The organism is Pedobacter nyackensis (assembly GCF_032678475.1).
GTDB lineage: Bacteria > Bacteroidota > Bacteroidia > Sphingobacteriales > Sphingobacteriaceae > Pedobacter > Pedobacter nyackensis_A.
In genome coordinates this window covers 213,884-231,565 of record NZ_JAVTSF010000004.1, presented here as the reverse complement: position 1 = coordinate 231,565, position 17,682 = coordinate 213,884, and the positions used below count along the sequence as shown (strand labels likewise).

18 protein-coding genes are annotated in these 17,682 nt (G+C 38.8%); 11 read left to right on the top strand and 7 right to left on the bottom strand.

Features of this window, described 5'->3' with window-relative positions:
• Positions 1-46 precede the first annotated feature (46 nt).
• Complete coding sequence (locus R2Q84_RS15040) at positions 47-1,531, bottom strand: glycine--tRNA ligase (protein WP_316817390.1); 1,485 nt, start codon at positions 1,529-1,531, stop codon at positions 47-49.
• 172 nt (positions 1,532-1,703) lie between these two features.
• Here R2Q84_RS15040 and R2Q84_RS15035 point away from each other — a divergent pair, with 172 nt between their 5' ends.
• Together R2Q84_RS15035 and R2Q84_RS15030 are read left to right on the top strand one after the other, a co-directional pair.
• Positions 1,704-2,411: an ATP-binding cassette domain-containing protein gene (locus R2Q84_RS15035; RefSeq protein ID WP_316817389.1), complete on the top strand. Its 708-nt coding sequence runs from the start codon at positions 1,704-1,706 to the stop codon at positions 2,409-2,411.
• Between the two features lie 145 nt (positions 2,412-2,556).
• A complete protein-coding gene (locus R2Q84_RS15030) occupies positions 2,557-3,075 on the top strand; it encodes a hypothetical protein (protein WP_316817388.1) in 519 nt (172 codons plus the stop codon).
• Between the two features lie 86 nt (positions 3,076-3,161).
• Here the strand turns inward: R2Q84_RS15030 and R2Q84_RS15025 are convergent, their stop codons facing one another.
• A complete protein-coding gene (locus R2Q84_RS15025) occupies positions 3,162-3,803 on the bottom strand; it encodes a DUF6266 family protein (RefSeq protein ID WP_316817387.1) in 642 nt (213 codons plus the stop codon).
• Between the two features lie 326 nt (positions 3,804-4,129).
• Here R2Q84_RS15025 and R2Q84_RS15020 point away from each other — a divergent pair, with 326 nt between their 5' ends.
• The 6 genes from R2Q84_RS15020 to R2Q84_RS14995 all read left to right on the top strand — a co-directional run bounded on the left by R2Q84_RS15020 (position 4,130) and on the right by R2Q84_RS14995 (position 9,853).
• Positions 4,130-4,648, top strand: a complete 519-nt coding sequence (locus R2Q84_RS15020; RefSeq protein WP_316817386.1) for a hypothetical protein — start codon at positions 4,130-4,132, stop codon at positions 4,646-4,648.
• A gap of 39 nt (positions 4,649-4,687) precedes the next feature.
• The gene (gene gldF, locus R2Q84_RS15015) at positions 4,688-5,416 is read left to right on the top strand and encodes a gliding motility-associated ABC transporter permease subunit GldF (RefSeq protein ID WP_316817385.1); all 729 of its coding nucleotides are present in this window, start codon (positions 4,688-4,690) and stop codon (positions 5,414-5,416) included.
• Entirely contained in the window at positions 5,410-7,086 is a 1,677-nt protein-coding gene (gldG, locus tag R2Q84_RS15010; RefSeq protein ID WP_316817384.1) for a gliding motility-associated ABC transporter substrate-binding protein GldG, read from the top strand. The genes gldF and gldG overlap by 7 nt, the downstream gene beginning before the upstream one ends.
• A 34-nt stretch (positions 7,087-7,120) precedes the next feature.
• Positions 7,121-8,245: a DNA polymerase III subunit beta gene (gene dnaN / locus R2Q84_RS15005; RefSeq protein WP_316817383.1), complete on the top strand. Its 1,125-nt coding sequence runs from the start codon at positions 7,121-7,123 to the stop codon at positions 8,243-8,245.
• Positions 8,246-8,327: 82 nt separating this feature from the next.
• A complete protein-coding gene (locus tag R2Q84_RS15000; RefSeq protein ID WP_316817382.1) occupies positions 8,328-9,044 on the top strand; it encodes a DUF4397 domain-containing protein in 717 nt (238 codons plus the stop codon).
• A gap of 101 nt (positions 9,045-9,145) precedes the next feature.
• Complete coding sequence (locus tag R2Q84_RS14995) at positions 9,146-9,853, top strand: DedA family protein (RefSeq protein WP_316817381.1); 708 nt, start codon at positions 9,146-9,148, stop codon at positions 9,851-9,853.
• Here R2Q84_RS14995 and R2Q84_RS14990 read toward each other — a convergent pair.
• Genes R2Q84_RS14990 through R2Q84_RS14975 form a run of 4 tightly spaced genes read right to left on the bottom strand, consistent with a single transcriptional unit; the run spans position 9,850 to position 15,205 of the window.
• On the bottom strand, positions 9,850-10,806 hold the full coding sequence (locus R2Q84_RS14990) for a zinc dependent phospholipase C family protein (RefSeq protein WP_316817380.1): 957 nt from the start codon (positions 10,804-10,806) through the stop codon (positions 9,850-9,852). The two genes, R2Q84_RS14995 and R2Q84_RS14990, sit on opposite strands and share 4 nt — an antisense overlap.
• 39 nt (positions 10,807-10,845) lie before the next feature.
• Positions 10,846-12,711 (bottom strand): molecular chaperone DnaK, encoded by a 1,866-nt coding sequence (gene dnaK, locus R2Q84_RS14985; protein WP_316817379.1) that lies wholly within the window; start codon positions 12,709-12,711, stop codon positions 10,846-10,848.
• A gap of 55 nt (positions 12,712-12,766) precedes the next feature.
• Complete coding sequence (locus R2Q84_RS14980; RefSeq protein WP_316817378.1) at positions 12,767-13,852, bottom strand: DUF3810 domain-containing protein; 1,086 nt, start codon at positions 13,850-13,852, stop codon at positions 12,767-12,769.
• An 18-nt stretch (positions 13,853-13,870) separates the two neighbouring features.
• Positions 13,871-15,205, bottom strand: coding sequence for a dihydroorotase (locus tag R2Q84_RS14975; protein WP_316817377.1), 1,335 nt, complete (start codon positions 15,203-15,205; stop codon positions 13,871-13,873).
• 82 nt (positions 15,206-15,287) lie between these two features.
• Between R2Q84_RS14975 and R2Q84_RS14970 the strand changes: the two genes are divergently transcribed.
• Positions 15,288-16,610, top strand: coding sequence for a DEAD/DEAH box helicase (locus tag R2Q84_RS14970; protein ID WP_316817671.1), 1,323 nt, complete (start codon positions 15,288-15,290; stop codon positions 16,608-16,610).
• A gap of 118 nt (positions 16,611-16,728) precedes the next feature.
• Here the strand turns inward: R2Q84_RS14970 and R2Q84_RS14965 are convergent, their stop codons facing one another.
• The gene (locus R2Q84_RS14965) at positions 16,729-16,860 is read right to left on the bottom strand and encodes a hypothetical protein (RefSeq protein WP_316817376.1); all 132 of its coding nucleotides are present in this window, start codon (positions 16,858-16,860) and stop codon (positions 16,729-16,731) included.
• A gap of 50 nt (positions 16,861-16,910) precedes the next feature.
• On the opposite strand from R2Q84_RS14965, the gene gldC reads away from it, so the two are divergent.
• The gene (gldC, locus tag R2Q84_RS14960) at positions 16,911-17,246 is read left to right on the top strand and encodes a gliding motility protein GldC (protein WP_316817375.1); all 336 of its coding nucleotides are present in this window, start codon (positions 16,911-16,913) and stop codon (positions 17,244-17,246) included.
• 6 nt (positions 17,247-17,252) lie between these two features.
• On the top strand, positions 17,253-17,678 hold the full coding sequence (locus R2Q84_RS14955; protein WP_316817374.1) for a hypothetical protein: 426 nt from the start codon (positions 17,253-17,255) through the stop codon (positions 17,676-17,678).
• Positions 17,679-17,682 lie beyond the last annotated feature (4 nt).

The window sequence follows — 17,682 nt, the reverse complement described above, 5'->3', positions numbered from 1 at the left end:
CTGTTGTTTAAAACAACAGGTCTTTTTTATTATAAGTTTAAGGTGATTATCCTCTTAATAATGTTTTCCAACTGGTTTTACTTGCAATCAGCTCATCAAGATGTTTAATCTCAATACGTTGTTGTTCCATTGTATCACGGTGACGGATGGTTACGGTATTGTCTTCCAATGTCTGATGATCTACTGTTACACAGAAAGGTGTACCAATTGCATCCTGACGACGGTAACGTTTACCGATAGCATCCTTTTCTTCATAAATACAATTGAAATCCAGTTTTAAGCTGTCCATAAGCTCTCTTGCTTTTTCTGGAAGTCCGTCTTTTTTAGTTAAAGGGAAGATGGCTACTTTGTAAGGAGCTAAACAAGGATGTAAACGTAATAATGTTCTGCTGTCCTGTTTTTCATCTGTACTCAGGTCTTCTTCTTCAAAAGCGTTGATCATTGTAAGCAGGAACATACGGTCCAGACCTATAGAAGTTTCAATTACATACGGGATATAATTTCCGTAAGGTTTGCCTTCCTCGTTTAAGTCGTTGTCGAAATATTGCATTTTCTTACCAGAGAATTCCTGGTGTTGTTTTAAATCGAAATCTGTACGGCTATGGATACCTTCAACTTCTTTAAATCCGAATGGGAATTCAAACTCGATATCTGTTGCTGCATTAGCATAGTGTGCTAATTTAACATGGTCGTGGTAACGGTATTTTTCAGCTGGGGTACCCAGTGCTTCGTGCCATTTTAAACGTGCTTCTTTCCAGTAAGCAAACCACTTCTGGTCTTCACCCGGACGAACAAAGAATTGCATTTCCATTTGTTCGAATTCACGCATACGCATGATGAACTGACGTGCAATTACCTCATTTCTAAAGGCTTTTCCGATTTGGGCAATTCCGAAAGGAATTTTCATGCGTCCTGATTTTTGTACATTCAGGAAATTTACGAAGATACCCTGAGCTGTTTCCGGACGAAGATAAACCTCTTCAGAACCCTCTGCCATTGCACCAAACTGGGTACTGAACATCAGATTAAACTGACGGACCTCTGTCCAGTTTTTGGTACCACTAACAGGACATGCAATTTCATGCTCTTCAATTAGTGTTTTCAATTGCTGCAAGTCTTCAGATTTTAAAGCCTCGTCCATATCAGCTTGTAACTTAGCTGCTTTATCTGTTTTTCCGTCTTTTTCGTAACGGGTAATCTTATCTTCTAATAACTGATCGGCGCGGTAACGTTTTTTTGAATCTTTATTGTCGATCATCGGATCATTAAAACCATCAACGTGACCGCTGGCTTTCCATACCTTTGGATGCATAAATATGGCAGAGTCGATGCCTACAATATTTTCATGCATTTGAACCATAGATTTCCACCAATAGGTTTTAATGTTGTTTTTTAATTCTGCACCCAGTTGCCCGTAATCGTATACTGCGCTTAATCCGTCATAAATCTCGCTGCTTTGAAATACAAAACCGTATTCCTTAGCATGTGATATTACATTCTTAAATTGCTCGTCGTTAGTATTCTTTGCCATAGTGATGCAAAGATAGAAGTTACCCGATGATTTTCAACCCCTATTTTCGGCTAATCCGGCACTAGTTTGGCTATTTGACAGTGATTCTCTTTTTGTCATTGATATCAGCACTTATTTATTTAATTTGGCCGCTTTCTATTCCACCCGTAAATACATTAAATAAGGTAATAAATTGAGCATTAAGGTAACCGCATTAACCAAACATTTTGATAAGCAAAAGGCCGTTGATGGAATTAGTTTTGAAGCTAAGCCTGGCAGGATATTAGGTTTTTTAGGACCCAATGGAGCAGGGAAATCTACTACTATGCGTATGCTTACCGGCTATACAGCCCCAACATCAGGTTCGGCCAGTTTATGTGGTTATGATACCCAGATGCAAAACCTGGAACTTAGAAAAATAATGGGCTACCTGCCAGAAAATACACCTTTATATATGGATATGTATGTGAAGGAGTTTTTGCTTTTTGTGGCCAATACTTACCAACTAAAAAATGCAGGATTAAAAGTAGAAGAGACCATTAAAAAAGTGGGATTAACTGCAGAACAGCATAAAAAGATTTCCATGCTTTCGAAAGGCTACAAACAACGGGTGGGACTGGCGCAGGCTATTATCCACAATCCTGAAGTGCTGATCCTTGACGAACCTACTTCAGGACTCGACCCAAATCAATTGTCTGAGATCCGCGATCTGATCAAAAGTCTTGGTAAGGATAAGACCGTTATTCTCTCTACTCATATCATGCAGGAAGTAGAAGCCATTTGCGACGATGTAATCATAATTAATAAGGGAACAATTGTGGCCAACGCTTCAATTCACGAACTGAAAGCGGAACATTCGGGTACCTCACTGGAAGATATTTTTAGAAAAATGACCTTATAAGTAAAAAGGTTAGTTGTTTATTTTGTTTCTTTTTTGTTTTGATATTCAGTGGTTTGTATGAAAAAAGTTTGATTTTTTAAATATTTCTGTAACTATTGGCAGCCTTTTTGCATCGAATGGTTAATTAAATTAAAAAAATAAAATCATGAAAAAATTAATACTATTAACAGCAGTTGCAGGTTTATTTGCATTTTCAAGTGTTAACGCTCAAACTAAAGCTCCGAAATTGAGCGTAGGTGCGGAATTTGCCTTCCCTATGGGAGATTTTGGTGATGGAATGAATCTTGGTTATGGAGGTTCGTTACAATATCAACATCCAGTTGCTGAAAATCTATTGGTAACAGGTAGTGCAGGTTATCTGAATTTTCAATCAAAAGAAATTTTAGGTCAAAAAATTAATACAGGTTTTGTTCCGGTAAAAGTTGGTGCAAGATACTATTTTGGTGAATATTTCTTTGGTTCCGCTGAAGTTGGTGCTGCTATTGGTACTAAAGATGGTGTTGGAACAAGATTTGCCTACACGCCAGGTATCGGTGTAGATTTTCCTGTTTCTGACGGTGGTTCTATTGAGCTAGGTGCCCGTTATGAAGGTTGGTCTAAAGGTGATGCATTGGTAGCGCCATCTTTCATCGGTTTGAGATTAGCTTATAACTTCGGTTTGTAATTGAAGTAAAAGATCTTTTAAAGATTAATAAGAAAGGGTTGTCGAACAATAGTTTGACAACCCTTTTTAATTTATCAGACAATGTATTATTGCGGTATAGAGATTTTACCCAGATATTGGCTATCAGACTGTTTTGACCTGTCTGCCGCCACAAAACCTATATAAACATCAACCTCTTTCCCTTTAAAAGTGTTCGGTATTTCCACTGTTTGCGAACCGGAACTTCTGAAATTACCACTTAAAATGTATGTGATAACGGCCCTGTCGCTTACATCATAAATCAGCAGCATTGCCTGGTCAGCTCGATACTCAGATGATATATTAGTAATGTCCCATGTAAATTTAACGTGCATCGGATCTTCAAAAATTGCAACTGGGTTTACCGCCTGAGGTAAATTTCCACCGCTAACTTTAAGTAATGCCGGGTCAATATAGAATCCTGCATCATCAGAAACCAAAGCAATTTTACGGGTGTAAGAAATTGCGCTTCTATAGCCACCCATTTTAGTCCCGTAATCTTTGAATCCCACTCTCAAAAAATCTTTTAGTGGGGTAAGGTGATCTTGCACCAATTTGAATTTTGCCATGTTCAGCAATTCATTCTCTGTAAATTTCGCGTGGCGTCTTGGGAGCGCACGCATGTGACTTTCGTCACCTAAGTTATAGCCTACTACAGTTCCTACTTTTCCGCTAAATCCTCCTAATATCCCATTTTTTATTCTAGCCATATTTTTTTGATTTTATTGTTTTCTTTGGAATATCAACAGGTAAGTGTCAGGTTAGGTTTGGAGCGTAACAATAAATTTACTTTATAGTTATAATGTTTTAACCAGGTGTATCCTATGTCAACGACCCTGTTTGCACCCTGTTTAGACCCTGTATAGACCGGGTTTAGATATGGTTTGACTCCTTATCTGATTTAACTCAGACTTAAGTAGAGGTGTTCAATGTCTAATAACCAATTTTTGCAATAGTAGTGCTGGATTGAAATAGGGAGTAAGGCTTAAGTTTGCATATTTTTTTATATTATCGCAGACTATTTAAATTGACAGAAATGAAAAGAATATTGTTAATAGCTGTTGCCGGATTTTTAATGTTTAACAAGGTAAATGCACAATCTAAACCAGGGGAGTCGACAATCGGCTTAGGACTTGATGCCGTTTTTCCTGTGGGGGATTATAAGAATATTGCAGACTATGGTATCGGTGTTTCCTTATTGTATCAAAAACCTGTTAACAAGAATTTAAATATCACTGGTAATGTTGGGTATTTAAGATTCCATGGTCCGGCAATTTTCAGTAATATAAAATATAAAGAAGGGTATGTTCCGATAAAAGGAGGGGCAAGATATTTTGTGCTGAAGCCATTGTTCTTTACCGGGGAAATCGGTGTGGCTATTCCTACTGCCAATGGATATGGTTCAGGAACAGCATTTATTTATACCCCTGGGTTGGGTACGAAATTTCTGGTGTCGAAGACTGGAACTCTTGATATTGGTGTAAGATATGAAAGTTGGGCAAGGAGCAACAGCACAAGATCTTTTGCGGGAATAAGAGCTGGGTACAATTTTTAGCGGATATTTTTATAACTTCGACGTCGCTAATTTGAATGAATGTACGCAGTTTTTAAACGGGAATTATTTAGTCTTCTAAATTCGCTGATGGCTTATATTACCATCGGGATTTTTTTATTAGCCTTAGGTTTATTGCTGTGGTTTTTTCCGGATACTTCTATTCTGGATTATGGCTACGCAGAACTAACTGGCTTTTTTAGTTTAGCACCATTTTTATTTATGTTTTTAATTCCGGCAATTACGATGCGCTCTTTTGCTGAGGAACGGAGAGAAGGAACTTATATATTGCTGGCTACAAGACCTCTTACCGACTGGCAAATCATAGGCGCTAAATATCTGGCCTGTTTGGTATTGGTACTTTTCGCCTTGCTGCCTACACTAGTTTATTATTATTCCATATCGGCATTAGGTTTACCAAAGGGAAACATAGATGGAGGAGCCGTAACCGGTAGTTATATAGGTTTGGTTTTACTGGGTGCTGCATTTACAGCGATAGGCATTTTTGCTTCATCAGTAACCAGGAACCAGGTAATTGCTTTTGCTTTTGCTGTATTTATTTGCTTCATCACTTTCCAGGGATTTGATGCGATGAGCCAGATATTCGGATTGCAGTATTTTGAGAATATATTATTAAACCTGAGTGTAAATGAACATTATCAATCTATAAGTCGTGGTGTACTTGATACCCGCGACCTGGTTTATTTTATCAGCTTTGTAATGGTGTTTTTGGGGATTACCCGTTTAGTAATAGGGGGTAGGAAATGGTAAATAGCAACAATAAATGGCTTAAAATAGGTGTTTTTATTGCTGTACTGGTTCTTGTGAACATTGCCGCACAATACTTTTATACCAGGATAGATTTTACCAAAGAACAGCGATATACACTCAGTGATAAATCTAAAACCATTTTAAAAAGCGCCAAAAGTCCTATTAGTATTACTGTTTTTTTAGAAGGAGATTTACCAGCGGCTTTTAAGCGTTTGAGAAATTCGACAAAGGATTTGCTGACGGATTATAAGGCTTATGCAGGGACAGATATCAAAGTGATATTTGTGGATCCTATTGCTGGCTTATCTGCTGCGGAGCAGGATACAGCGATCAATAACCTTTACGAAGCAGGAATTGAAGCAACTACGCTTAATATTAAGAACGATAATGGTTTTGCACAAAAGACCATTTTTCCAATGGCGATGATTGCTGCAGATGGGAAACGCTTTCCCGTTAAGCTGTTACAAAATCTGGATGTAACGGGTAACTATGAAGAAAATATTAATAATTCTATTCAAAATCTGGAATACCTGTTTACTTCCGGCATTCAAAAAGTACTGAGTGGTGAGCATCCTCGTATAGGTTTTACGGAAGCTAATGGGGAGTTGTCGGACTTGTTATTGCACGACGCCATTAAAAGCCTTTCCGAAAGTTATGAGGTAGGCCGGGTAAATCTGGATAAGATTGACAAGAGTGGTCTGGATAAACTGAAAGTCTTGTTTGTTACTAAACCACAAAAAGAATTTACCGAGGCTCAGAAATACAAGATCAATTATTTTGTAATGAACGGGGGAAGGGTTGTCTGGTCTGTTGATCAGGTAGGTGCAGAGCTTGACAGTTTACAAGGGGGAGAGCAATTGGCTTTTAACAGGTCGCTTAACCTTGATGATATGTTGTTTATGTATGGCGCCCGTATCAATTATAACCTTGTAGCTGATGCGAATTGTGCGGAAATTCCTTTGGTGATGGGAGGGGCACAAGGGCAAATTCAGATGGCACCATGGATATATTATCCTTTATTGATGCCTGATTCAGCGAGTTATCTGGTGAAAAATATAGACAACGTTAAAAGTGAGTTTGTAAGTACAGTGGATACCATTGGTGTTAAGGGGATTACTAAGAAAATTATCCTGCACAGTTCGGGATTTAACAAGGTGTTTAATACCCCTAAGATGTTGTCTTTGCAGATGGTAGCCGAACAACCTGATCCACGTGAATATGCGAGTGTACCACATCCTGTGGGGGTGCTACTTGAAGGAAGTTTCCCTTCAGTGTTTTTGAATAGGGGATTACCCGCGGGGATTGATCAGGCCTATACTTTGCCAGCCAAAAGTAAACCGACTAAAATGATTGTAATTGGTGACGGTGATATCTTCAAAAACCAGGTGAGTGGACGCGATGGATCTGCTTTTCCATTGGGTTTTGACCGGTATACACAAAGAAACTTCGGGAATAAGGCATTGTTGTTAAATATAGCTGATTACCTGGCTAATGATGATAATTTAATCGAACTGCGCAATAAAGAGGTTAAAATCAGGTTATTGGATAAGGCAAAGTTGCGTGCAGAAAAGATGCAATGGCAGCTGATTAATATACTTGCACCTTTGCTATTGTTAATATCATTCGCAATTTTTCAACATTATTACCGTAAACACAAGTATACAAGGTAATTTTTATATTTTTGAGAACTGACTAGATCATACTATGAGATTTATTGTATCCACATCAACGCTTTTAAAACATTTGCAAACAGTTAACGGTGCATCAAGCAGCAGTACTGTTTTGCCTATACTGGAAAATTTCCTGTTTGAGATTAAAGACGGAAATTTAACGATATCTGCTACTGATTTACAGACTAGCATGACTACTTCTTTGGCTGTAGAATCTAAAGAAGGTGGAAAAGTTGCAGTGCCGGCTAAAATATTATTAGACACTTTAAAAACATTACCTGATCAGCCAATCTCGTTCAATATTGATGACAGTACATTCTCTATTGAGATTAGTGCAGGTGATGGTAAGTATAAACTGAGTGGAGAAAACGGCGACGATTTTCCTAAAATTCCGGTTGTAGAAAATGCTTCTTCCGTAAACTTGCCTGCTTCTGTTTTAACGGAAGCAATTACAAAAACTATTTTTGCGGTAAGTAGTGATGAGCTTCGTCCTGCAATGACTGGTGTTTTTTGCCAGCTTTCTGAGCAGCACATTACTTTTGTAGCTACTGACGCACACAAATTGGTAAGATACAGACGTATGGATAGCAAAGCAGATAAGAGTTCTTCTTTTATTTTGCCTAAAAAAGCGCTGACTTTATTAAAAGCAGCTTTACCTTCAACTGATATCAATGTTTCTGTTGACTATAACGCAACCAGTGCCTTTTTTAAATTTGAGAATATTAACCTGGTTTGTCGTTTAATTGATGAACGTTACCCGGATTATGAGGCTGTTATTCCTGCTAATAACCCTAATAAACTGGTTATTGACAGAGCTTTGTTTTTAAACACATTACGTAGGGTTGTTATTTTTGCTAACAAAACAACTCATCAGGTAAGGTTAAAAATTAACGGTAGTGAGTTGAATATCTCATCAGAAGATCTTGATTTTGCAAATGAGGCGCATGAGCGTTTAAGTTGCCAATACGAAGGTGAAGATCTTGAGATTGGCTTTAATGCTAAATTCTTAATCGAAATGCTGAGTAACTTAAGTGGAGAAGAAGTGACTTTAGAACTTTCTACACCTAATCGTGCAGGATTATTGATTCCTCAGACTAACGATGAAAATGAAGATGTATTGATGCTGGTAATGCCAGTTATGTTAAATAATTACAATTAATTTTTGTAAATTTATAGAATAAAGAGTGGCTTGGTTTTTGACCGAGCCATTTTGTTTTTGACTGATCTAAAAAATAAAAGATATGAAAACATCATTTTTATCATCATCAAAGGTTAGGATGACTTCGGTGATAGCTTGTTTAGGCTTAATAGTGGCTTTTGCTTCTTGTAGCAAAAAATATGATCCGGTACCTGAGCCGGTAGGTGACTTGGAAATTCTTGCTGTAAATACAGTAAGTGGATCTGCAGATCAGGATTTATTGATAAATGGTGTTGCTAAGATTACGGGAGTGAGCTACGGTGAAGCGACTGCTTATGTGAAAGTAACTTCAGGAAACAGTACGTTGGGGTTTTATAATACAGGTACTACTGCTACAGCGAATGCCGGATTGCAGTCAGGCCTTCCTATTGGGGCTAAAGCTGCTATGTATTATTATAAATTAGGTGGTGGAGAATTAAGAGCTGGGCTTATTGACAATGCAACGACAAATCCTGCAACGGGTAAGGCTAAAGTAAGATTTCTACACTTAAATAATTTTATGGTGACAGGTGCAGAGACTTCAATTCCGATTGCTATTAGTATTGATGGAGGTACTGGGACACTGATTCCTTCCCTTTCTTTTGCTAATTTGTCTGTTTATCAAGAAGTTGATCCTGGATCTAAGTTCAATTTTACGGCAACTGGTGTTACAGCTGGTGCAGCATTCGACGGACCTATCCTTGCAAATAAAATCTATACGATTTGGATTGACGGGACTTCTGCAGCCAATCTAACTGGACATTTAGTAGTACAAAATTAAGTTTTATACAACCGTATAGAATTATTATGACATTTCTATTCATAAAAATATCATGGTTATTGCCATGATATTTTTATTTTTGGGGCTTAAATTTATAAGATTTGGAATTTTTTAGTTTTTTAGTAGACTTCCTCCTGCACATTGACAAGCATCTGGAAGAGATCATCAGAGATTACAGTACCTGGACTTACGCCATTCTTTTTTTAATCATTTTTGCCGAAACAGGCTTTGTGGTAACGCCATTCTTGCCGGGTGATTCCTTGCTTTTTGCTATGGGGGCACTTATCGCAGGAGGAAATACAGGTCTTAGCATTTGGGTAATGATGTTGCTGTTGATTGTTGCAGCTATTTTAGGAAATTCTTTAAATTATAAATTAGGTAGCTTTTTTGGCGTAAAAGTATTTAAACCGGGGAATAAAATCCTTAAGCTCGAATATTACAACCAATCACATGAATTTTTTGAAAAACATGGTGGTAAAGCGATCATCTTTAGCAGGTTCTTACCTATCTTCAGAACTATAGCGCCTTTCGTAGCTGGTGTAGCAAAAATGCCTTTTGCAAGGTTCACATTTTTCAATATCGTTGGTGGTGTAGCCTGGATTGCCAGTTTATTGCTTGCTGGTTATTTACTGGGACAAATTCCTGTTGTTAAAAAGAACTTCGATATAGTGATTGTTGTCATTGCGGTAGTTACGTTTTTCCCGGCAGTATTTGCAGCTCTTAAATCGAAATTTCAGAAGAAACCAGTTGTTGAAGTGCTTGATGAAGTACTTACTGAAGAGAAAGAACAAGAGCAAAAAGTTAGTTAAGGCTCACGACTTATAGTGCCTCCTTTACGGTAGGCTTTTTCTATTTCTTTTAATTCTTTTTCTGTTGTCTTGATGTTCCTGGACGTTGTCATGTTTTTTAGAATTGGCTGTCCTGCATCAATCCAGGCAGTATACCAATAAGATCCTATATAGAATATGGCTGAGCGCATCTGGCGCTCAACCATATTTTCCATTCCATCATGATAAGCTTTCGAAAAGGCTAAAGAGTGTTGTCTGACCACCTGGTTGTTTCTTTTTGAATAGCTGTATTTTCTGTAAGCAGGAAAGCTGGCGCTAAGTTTCGCTTCAAAGCCCAGTACGGTATCCACCATCTTATGACTATTTTTTACGATTTTCCAGCCTTCTTTTAATGGGTTTTCTATATATCGGGCTGACCCAACTACATAATTGTACTTCTTTGCAAATAGTTCGGGTAACCTGCTTTCCCAAAAGGCATGGATCCCAAGCTGATTGCTGAGTTGTCCGTTGTGATTTTGTGTGGTATGAAGCGGAACATGGGCATCGGCAATATAGTGTCCCAGGTAGGCCGAATAAATGAGTATTTTTAAAGAATCCCTTTCTTTAAACGCATTGACAAGCTTGTAATAACTCTTCTCAATTTGCCAGGGTAAAATGCCGTTTTGGTTTAACTTGGCCCATCCATATTTTTTTAATGCATCATTCCATTTGAATGGTATACTATCTATGTGAGGTTCATACAATTCAACGTCCAGGTAATGCCTGGCAGCTTCTGCGGTATCGGCATACCGTCGTTTATCAGGATCAACCGAATGATCTGATATGTATTTTATATGCTTCTTATAAAACTGATTGATTCCTGGGGGAAGGGTAAAAACCGCCAGATGATTGATACGCATATGGGCATAAAACCCCCATGCGCTACATACCATAAAAATGGCAAGCAGACTTACAGTAATAAATATATTTTTCATTACTGTAAGTCTATATAAATTAGGCTATTGCCTGGTAATTTATTCTATGCTTTTTCCTTTCATAGCAGCAGAAACCGCTACGTCCATTACCCTTTCGGCAAATGGGCGGGTAAATTCATTTAGTTCATCCGCTTTTTTAAGGATTTCATCTTTCTGAACGGTAGCTAAAGCAGCTTTTAATGCTTCAATATGTGTTTTTGTATCAGTAATTTCGGCTTCGGTAAGGTATTCTGCATGCTTTTCAATGAAACGTTCCGCCGTATAAACCAGTTGTTCGCCTTCGCTTCTTGCTTCGATTAACATCCGTTGTTCCACATCGCTTTTGGCATGGGTAATGCTGTCTATCAACATTTTTTCAACAGTATCGTCTGTTAAGCCGTAACTTGGTTTAATATCTATTTCCTGTTTTACCCCCGAACGCAATTCTACTGCTTGTACGGTAAGGATACCATCAGCATTGAGTATGAAGTTGATATCTACCTTTGGCAGGCCTGCAGGCATAGCAGGGATCCCTTTCAGGTCGAACTCCGCGAGTTTCCTGTTTTCCTGTACCAGGTCGCGTTCTCCCTGAAAAACAGAGATCTTCATGTTTACCTGGCCATCTATTGAAGTTGTGTATTGTCTGCCTGCTTTAGTAGGTACTTTGGCATTTCTTGGGATGATGACATCCATTAAGCCCCCCATGGTTTCAATACCCAGGGAAAGTGGTGTTACATCAAGGAGGAGGATATCTGAACGGTTACCAGCCAGGATATCAGCTTGTATAGCGGCACCAAGGGCAACGACTTCGTCCGGATTGATCTGGTCATGAGGCTGACGGCCGAAGAAATCGGCCACCTGTTTTTTAACATAAGGCGTACGTGTTGATCCACCGACCAATACTACTTCATCAATATCGGCTACGGTTAGTTTCGAATCGCTCAATGCCTGTTTGCAGGAGTTGATGGTTTCCTGAACTTTAGGTGCAATCAGTTCTTCAAATGTTTGTTTATCTAATGTGCACCAGATTTCACCTAACTGCTCGTTAAATAGATTTTGAGTACTAAGTGCTTTTTTTGCTGCTTCTGCTTTCAGTCTTAAGGACTGTATCAAAGCAGCGTCTTTAGCTAATTCTGCTGCATTTAGTTTGTTTTTTTCTATCCAGTAATGCAAAATAGCGCGGTCGAAATCATCACCACCTAAAAATGTATTGCCATTGGTGGAAAGTACTTCGAATATGCCGTTTTGGATAGAAAGAATAGAAACGTCAAATGTGCCACCACCTAAATCATACACCGCAATGGTTTTTTGCTGAGTAGGGTCAAGGCCAATACCATAAGCAAGGCTGGCTGCAGTAGGCTCGTTTACGATCCTTAAAACGTCCAATCCGGCTAAGCGACCAGCATCTCTGGTTGCCTGGCGCTGACTATCGTTAAAATAAGCAGGAACAGTAATTACCGCGCGGTTTACAGGCGTTTTTAATGCATGTTCGGCACGTGCTTTAAGTTCTTTTAGAATTTCAGCAGATAGTTCAATTGGGGTGTAAAATTTATCAGCCGCTTTGATCTTTACCAATGAATCGTTCCCCGCGTTTTCATCGTCAATTATTTTATAAGAAAATGTGTCCTGATGACCAGCTACATCTTTATAAGAGCGGCCCAATAAACGTTTTACTGAAAATATCGTATTTTCCGGATCTGTAGTCAGGAATTCTTTGGCTTCATTACCTACAAGGGTATCACCCTGTTTGTTAAAATGAACAACTGAAGGCACAAGAAGGCCTTTTCCTGTATCATTAATGACAACGGGGTTTTTATCAGGATTGATGAAGGCTACTAAGCTATTTGTGGTGCCTAAATCAATTCCAACGATGATTTCTTCTTTTTGCAGGGAACCTGTCGCCAGGTTAATGGATATCTTTGCCATAGTCTGGCAAATTTAGGAATGTTTCGGGTCTTTTTTGTTGGAATGTTGCAATGTTTTAATGTACCGCTGCATTAAAGAGTTCTCCTTTATGGATGTTATACAACCATAAAACAATATCCTGGTAGCTGTCAGTTCCTTTGGATTGATTGTTTAGCTTTAGAAACCTGTCGAATGCTACATCCATATATGCAAACATATCGCTGTTGTACTTTTGCCAGAAATCCCTATCAGCCTTTAGATCATTTATAGTACCCTGATTAATGGTTTTATAAAGTTTTTCATAGTCTTCCGGAGATTTGATTTTGATCTCGAAAAAGATATTCTTAAAAACTTCATAGGATGCAGAGTATTGGAAAAAAGGATCACTACTGTTACTGGCAACCAGGTATCCTACTAAGTTCGCTTCATCTTCTCTGGCTACGCCTAATTGGTGTGCAATTTCGTGGCAGGTGACAAACGGAAGGGAGGTGCGGGGAAGGCGCATATTTACATTGGCCTCACCAGATAGGGGACTGTAGTATCCTTCAATACCTATTTTGGTTACGACCCAGCTATTCAATACCGATTTTACAGCTGGACGGGTATACTTAAAAAAGGTGTTTTTTTGCTGCATATTGTCGTAAGCCACTTTCGCTTTTTCTCGCAATTGCTGAATATTATAATCCTCTTTTTTGGTGTGCTGAAGGTCATTTAGACGGGCAATAAAGTACTGTCCCAGGGAAACCAATTGTTCTGTAGTATATTTCTCATCGCTAATTTTTAATTGTTTAGCGATGGGTAAACGCGAATAATTAAGCCCCCACAGTATTTTGAATACTAGGTACAGAATTAATGCAAAATTGATAATCTGTAGCGGAAGGTTGATACGGTCAGTCTTGTACAACCTTTTTTGACGTATCTTTTTATAAAACAGATAGATGCTCCTGAGTATAAAAAGAATCAGTAGGAGGTAAAGGAAGTCACCAAGTGCAAAAGGAACAAGGCTGCTGATGAAACGTTGAATAACAGAAGTATATCGGTAGAGCCCCTGTGCATAAAAATGCTCAACCCAATTACTGTTAAAGCCAATGGTGTATACCAGCGCCGATAGCACGAAAAGCAATATGAATTGCTTTAGCTTAGGCAGGTATACGCTATTCATTAGCCGTTATATTGTTCGTTAACGGTTAAATGATAATCTTTTTCCAGTTTCCTGCGTAGTAAACCTGCCTTTTTGATAGGCTAGATTTCCTGATACAAATGTATGGGTAACTTCGGCCTGGAAGGTTTGACCTTCAAATGGCGACCAGCCACATTTGTACAATACATTGGTGCGCGTTACTTTGAAAGGGTCGTTCAGGTTTACCAATACCAAATCAGCCCAATAGCCTTCTCTGATAAAGCCTCTTCTGTCGATATTAAAGCAGGTAGCAACATTATGTGCTGTTTTTTCAGCGATTTGTACCAGGGAGATTTTATTTTGATGGTACATTTCGAACAAAGCAGGTAATGCATGTTGTACCAATGGGCCACCGGAAGGAGCTTGTAAATAAGGTTGTTCCTTTTCTGCAATAGTATGTGGTGCATGGTCTGTAGCGATGACGTCGATATAGCCATCCAAGATCCCTTTAAGGATACCATCTTTATCTGTTGCTGTTTTTACCGCGGGGTTCCATTTTATCCAGTTGCCTTTTGTGGCATAATCACGATCGTCAAACCATAAGTGGTGAACACAGGCTTCTGCTGTTATTTTTTTATTTGCAAGTGGAGTTGTATTGTCAAACAAGGCAACTTCTTTTGCGGTTGAAATATGTAGGATATGTAATCTCGTCTGATATCTTTTTGCCAGTTCCACAGCTAATGAAGAGGATTTATAACAAGCTTCGGCACTTCGGATCAGTGGGTGCATATCTATGGTGATGTCTTCACCGTATTTTGCTTTGTATTCAGCAAGGTTATGTTGTATGGTTTGCTCGTCTTCACAATGTGTCGCGACCAGCATTGGGGCTTCTTTGAAGATGTTTTCTAATACTTTTTCATTATCAACCAGCATATTTCCAGTTGAAGAGCCCATGAATACTTTAATACCGCAAACGTTTTTTGGATCAGTTTTTAAAACTTCATCGAGGTTGTTGTTGGAAGCCCCCATAAAAAAGGAGTAGTTGGCAAGCGACATTTCTGAAGCGATTGCATATTTATCAGCCAACAGTTCTTGTGTTAAGGTATTAGGTACTGTGTTTGGCATTTCCATGAATGAGGTAATACCGCCTGCAACAGCAGCCATACTTTCTGAAAAAATATCTGCTTTATGGGTTAGTCCCGGTTCTCTGAAATGCACCTGGTCATCAATCATTCCAGGAAACAGGTGTAAACCTTCGGCATTGATTTCCTGATCGGCAGGAACGTCGATATTCGGGGCGATTTTTTCAATTAGTCCGTTTTTAATGAGCAGGTCGGCAACTATAATTTGCCCCTCGTTCACTATTGAAGCAGCTTTTATCAGAATGGTATTCATAATGTCAAAGCTATGTTTTTCAGGATTAAGGAGCAAGGATAAAAGATCAAGGAGTAAAAGGAATTCGCTACCTTTGCGAAATATGGCGAAGAGCTTCGAAGAATTTAATTTAAACAGGCAGATATTAAACGCTGTGGCGGATGCCGGGTTTACTGCTGCTACCCCGATACAGGAGAAAGCAATTGCACCCGTTTTATCCGGGCAGGATATTTTTGGGATTGCAGAAACAGGTACAGGTAAGACTGCTGCCTATGTTTTGCCGATTTTAATGAAGTTGAAGTATGCCCAGGGGGATGCTGCGCGAGCATTGATATTGGCACCGACCCGGGAACTGGCCATGCAAATTGCTGAACACGTAAAGATGTTCTCTACTTATACAGATTTACGCTCGGTAGTGGTATTTGGTGGTATTGGCCCTAAAACACAGATTGAACAAATCAAAGCCGGTGTAGACATTATTATTGCTACACCTGGAAGGTTCCTGGATATTTATTTAGCAGGACATATCAATACACAATATCTTAAATTTTTGGTATTGGACGAAGCTGATAAAATGATGGATATGGGCTTTATTGGCTCTATACACAGAATTTTGGAGATCGTTCCACGAAAAAGACAAAATCTGTTGTTCTCTGCTACAATGAGCAATCTTGTACAGAAAATAGCCGGAGATTTTCTGAAAAATCCTACCATTATAGAGGTAGGGGAACAGGCTACACCAGCCGCTACAGTAACACAGGTGTTGTATGAAGTTCCCAATTTTAAAACCAAGATCAATTTACTACAGCATTTATTGAAAAATGATGAGGAGTTTAAAAGGCTGATCATTTTTTGTAAAACCAAGACTGTTGCAGATAACATCAACAGCTTTATTGTGCGTCGTTTTGGTGAAGATGCGGTGAGGGTAATTCATGCCAATAAAGGACAAAATACACGGATTAATTCTATTAATGCTTTTAAAGAAGGGAATATTAGGGTTTTAGTTGCTACTGATGTTGCTTCAAGGGGAATTGACGTTAGCGAGGTGAGCCATGTAATCAATTTTGATGTACCGATTGTTATTGAAGATTACGTACATAGAATTGGCAGAACAGGACGGGCGTATGCCAAAGGTGATGCGCTTACTTTCTGTAGTCCGGGTGAGAAATATTACATTCAGAAAATAGAGAAGTTGATTAGACAACAGATTCCTGTTGTACCTTTGCCAGCTGAAGTTTTTGTAGAAGAAACCCCTTACGAGGAGAAACAAGCTATTGCCCGTGCAATAGATGATCAGAAACGTAGAGAAGATCCTGATTTTAAAGGAGCTTTCCACGAGAAAAAACATGCGGCTGCTATTGCTGCTGCAGCCAGGAACAAGACGAATAAACAGCCTGCCTGGAAAAAGAAGAAGTTTAAGAAATAGGTTTTAAAAGCGACAAGGAATTGAAAGTAAAGTTAACCCCGCTAAATATTGTATCCTCCATTTGTCTGGTGTTGGCCGCTTGGCTACTGATGGAAAAGAGACCCGCTGGATACAACAGCTACGTTAACGTAACCGGCATTTTAACCGGTTTTTGTTTGCTTACTGCAGTTATTGCTTTCGTATCTGATCTGATCTTCAGAAAATTTGTTCCAAGCCTTAAGAAGTTATGGATCATAGAAAGCGTACTCATCGTTTTTATCGTCGTTTTAATATTTTTAATAAAAGTTAGTATATAATTTAATGAAAGAAGCAGAAATCAAAATCACAGTTCAACTGGATGATAATAATGTGCCGGAAAATATCATGTGGGAATCTACAGATGCGGAAACTAAAGAGCAAGTGCCGGTAAAATCGATGATGTTAGCATTATGGGATCATAATTATAAAAACTCGATGCGTATAGATCTGTGGACTAAGGATATGCCTGTTGATGAGATGAAAAGGTTTTTCTACGAGACTTTGCAGACTATGGGTGATAGTTTTTTAAAAGCGACAGGCGAAAATCTGATTGTAGAAGATTTGCGTGACTATTGTGCGCATTTTGCTGATAAAATGGGTATCAATACACAAGGATAGATTTTGATGAGAACACAAGGAATTATTGGTGCTGTAACAATGGCAGTAGGTGGTTTGTGTCCGCTGCTCCGTGTACCAATTATGGGAAACTGGAATTATTTTGATCTTGATCAAAGGTTGGCTATTGCCTTTTACATACTGGTGGTTGTTGGCTTGATCGGTGCATTTACTGCGAAGGCCGGCCTGGTTAAATTTGCTGGCTGGGCGGGTATTGTATTGGTTGCCATTACCCTGATCGGAGTGTATTTTAAGGTAAACGACTCTTTTGGCTTTTTACATTTTAAAAAGGCTATAAACCTTGCTGCTGGTTTAGTTAAATATAAATGGGGCTGGTATGTAATTGCTGCCGGGGCATTTGTAATGATTACCGTAAGGAAACCAAAAGTATTGGTAGCTGCTCAGGTTCCAGTACAAAACAAACCGCTGGTTTAGGTAT

Excerpts from the sequence above, each read along its gene's own strand:
- R2Q84_RS15040 (WP_316817390.1), bottom strand. The coding sequence starts at position 1,531 with ATGGCAAAGAATACTAACGACGAGCAATTTAAGAATGTAATATCACAT.
- R2Q84_RS15030 (WP_316817388.1), top strand. The coding sequence starts at position 2,557 with ATGAAAAAATTAATACTATTAACAGCAGTTGCAGGTTTATTTGCATTT.
- R2Q84_RS15025 (WP_316817387.1), bottom strand. The coding sequence starts at position 3,803 with ATGGCTAGAATAAAAAATGGGATATTAGGAGGATTTAGCGGAAAAGTA.
- R2Q84_RS15020 (WP_316817386.1), top strand. The coding sequence starts at position 4,130 with ATGAAAAGAATATTGTTAATAGCTGTTGCCGGATTTTTAATGTTTAAC.
- gldF (WP_316817385.1), top strand. The coding sequence starts at position 4,688 with ATGTACGCAGTTTTTAAACGGGAATTATTTAGTCTTCTAAATTCGCTG.
- gldG (WP_316817384.1), top strand. The coding sequence starts at position 5,410 with ATGGTAAATAGCAACAATAAATGGCTTAAAATAGGTGTTTTTATTGCT.
- dnaN (WP_316817383.1), top strand. The coding sequence starts at position 7,121 with ATGAGATTTATTGTATCCACATCAACGCTTTTAAAACATTTGCAAACA.
- R2Q84_RS15000 (WP_316817382.1), top strand. The coding sequence starts at position 8,328 with ATGAAAACATCATTTTTATCATCATCAAAGGTTAGGATGACTTCGGTG.
- R2Q84_RS14990 (WP_316817380.1), bottom strand. The coding sequence starts at position 10,806 with ATGAAAAATATATTTATTACTGTAAGTCTGCTTGCCATTTTTATGGTA.
- dnaK (WP_316817379.1), bottom strand. The coding sequence starts at position 12,711 with ATGGCAAAGATATCCATTAACCTGGCGACAGGTTCCCTGCAAAAAGAA.
- R2Q84_RS14980 (WP_316817378.1), bottom strand. The coding sequence starts at position 13,852 with ATGAATAGCGTATACCTGCCTAAGCTAAAGCAATTCATATTGCTTTTC.
- R2Q84_RS14975 (WP_316817377.1), bottom strand. The coding sequence starts at position 15,205 with ATGAATACCATTCTGATAAAAGCTGCTTCAATAGTGAACGAGGGGCAA.
- R2Q84_RS14970 (WP_316817671.1), top strand. The coding sequence starts at position 15,288 with ATGGCGAAGAGCTTCGAAGAATTTAATTTAAACAGGCAGATATTAAAC.
- R2Q84_RS14965 (WP_316817376.1), bottom strand. The coding sequence starts at position 16,860 with ATGAGTACGCTTTCTATGATCCATAACTTCTTAAGGCTTGGAACAAAT.
- gldC (WP_316817375.1), top strand. The coding sequence starts at position 16,911 with ATGAAAGAAGCAGAAATCAAAATCACAGTTCAACTGGATGATAATAAT.
- R2Q84_RS14955 (WP_316817374.1), top strand. The coding sequence starts at position 17,253 with ATGAGAACACAAGGAATTATTGGTGCTGTAACAATGGCAGTAGGTGGT.